General features: G+C 56.8%; 1 pseudogene. It reads left to right on the top strand.

What is annotated here, in order from left to right:
- A pseudogene (locus ACK4TH_RS11840) lies at positions 1 to 1316 on the top strand (hypothetical protein); the annotation flags it as partial.
- Positions 1317 to 1399 lie beyond the last annotated feature (83 nt).

A 1399-nucleotide genomic window follows, 5' to 3' on the forward strand; every position in this document is an offset into this window, starting at 1 on the left:
GGTCCGATACGACGGGCTGGCCTGTATGCGGCCTGTTCTTCGGCGACAGACTATGGAGCCTCGGCAGCATCGAAGCGCCGGACCTTATCGTCGGCTCCGTCGTCAGCGCCTACGAAACCAATTCACAGACGACGCCGGTAGGCGAAGTAGACGACGACAGCGCTATTGTCGTACGATTGAACGCCAAGAAACTGGCGCGCATACGGTGGGCGTCGAGCGATGATCGCGGTCTTATGATCGGGACGCAAAGCGGCGAATGGACGCTTCGCGGCATGGATCAAAATGCTAAACTGACTGCGCGCAATATCGAGGCGAAAAACCCGACAGAGCGCGGTTCGGCGCAGGTCGATTGCGTCAAGGTCGACAGCCAGGTTCTTTACACTCAGCGGTCTAAACGCACGATACGCGAGTTTGCCTACGTGTTTGAGGCGGACGGGTACAAGACGCCGTCCATGTCTCAGCTTGCGTCGCATATCGGCGCGAAACGCTTTGAACAGATGGTCTACGCGGCCGAACCATACAGCATCGTGTGGAACCGTCGCGCCGACGGAACGATGGCCGGATTAACCTACAACCGCGAAGAAAACGTCATCGGCTGGCACAGGCATGATGTTGGCGGTTTCATCGAGACGATGGCTGTTATTCCGTCACAAGACCAGACGACGGATACCCTGTGGCTTGGCGTCCGTCGCACAATCAACGGACAGACGCGTCGTTACGTTGAGCGCCTTACCAAATTCTGGGATTTCGACTTCACGCTTGACGACGCTTTCTACGTCGACTGTGGACTGCGCTATGACGGCGAACCTTTGCCGGGAGGCGTTCTGTACGGACTGTCGCACCTAGAAGGTAAAGACGTGTACGGTCTTGCTGACGGCGTGGCCTTTGGACCTGAGACGGTTGTAAACGGCAGCATAACGCTACCGAACGAAGCGTCTAAAGTCGTGGTCGGCCTCGGTATCGACAACCTCGGCACGACGCACAGGCCGGAAGCGGGCGGCGACGACGGGACTGCGCAGGGCAAAGTCAAGCGCTGGAACATTTTGGGCGCGTTGCTGTGGGACAGCATCGAGGGCGAGTTTGGCACCTACGATGAAGCCAACAAGGAAATCAAGTGGGAGCCGGTGTCTTACGATGAAAGCCCATACGACGAAATCAGCGAAGTGCCGGAACCGCGCACAGAACAGGTCGGGCCTATTCATCCCAATTCCGGCTACGGCAAAGACGGCAGCCTGTACTTTAGGCAGCCAATCGACAAACCCTATCCGTTCAACATCATTGCGTTTTATCCGCAGGGCTTGACGCAGAACCGCTAATGCTGACCTATCTTAAAACGCGACAGGAACACGTACGGTTTGTCAAACCGATTGAAGCGCAGATAAGCGACAAGCTGGTTCTG

Source organism: Tepidimonas sp., from assembly GCF_046292505.1.
GTDB lineage: Bacteria > Pseudomonadota > Gammaproteobacteria > Burkholderiales > Burkholderiaceae_C > Tepidimonas.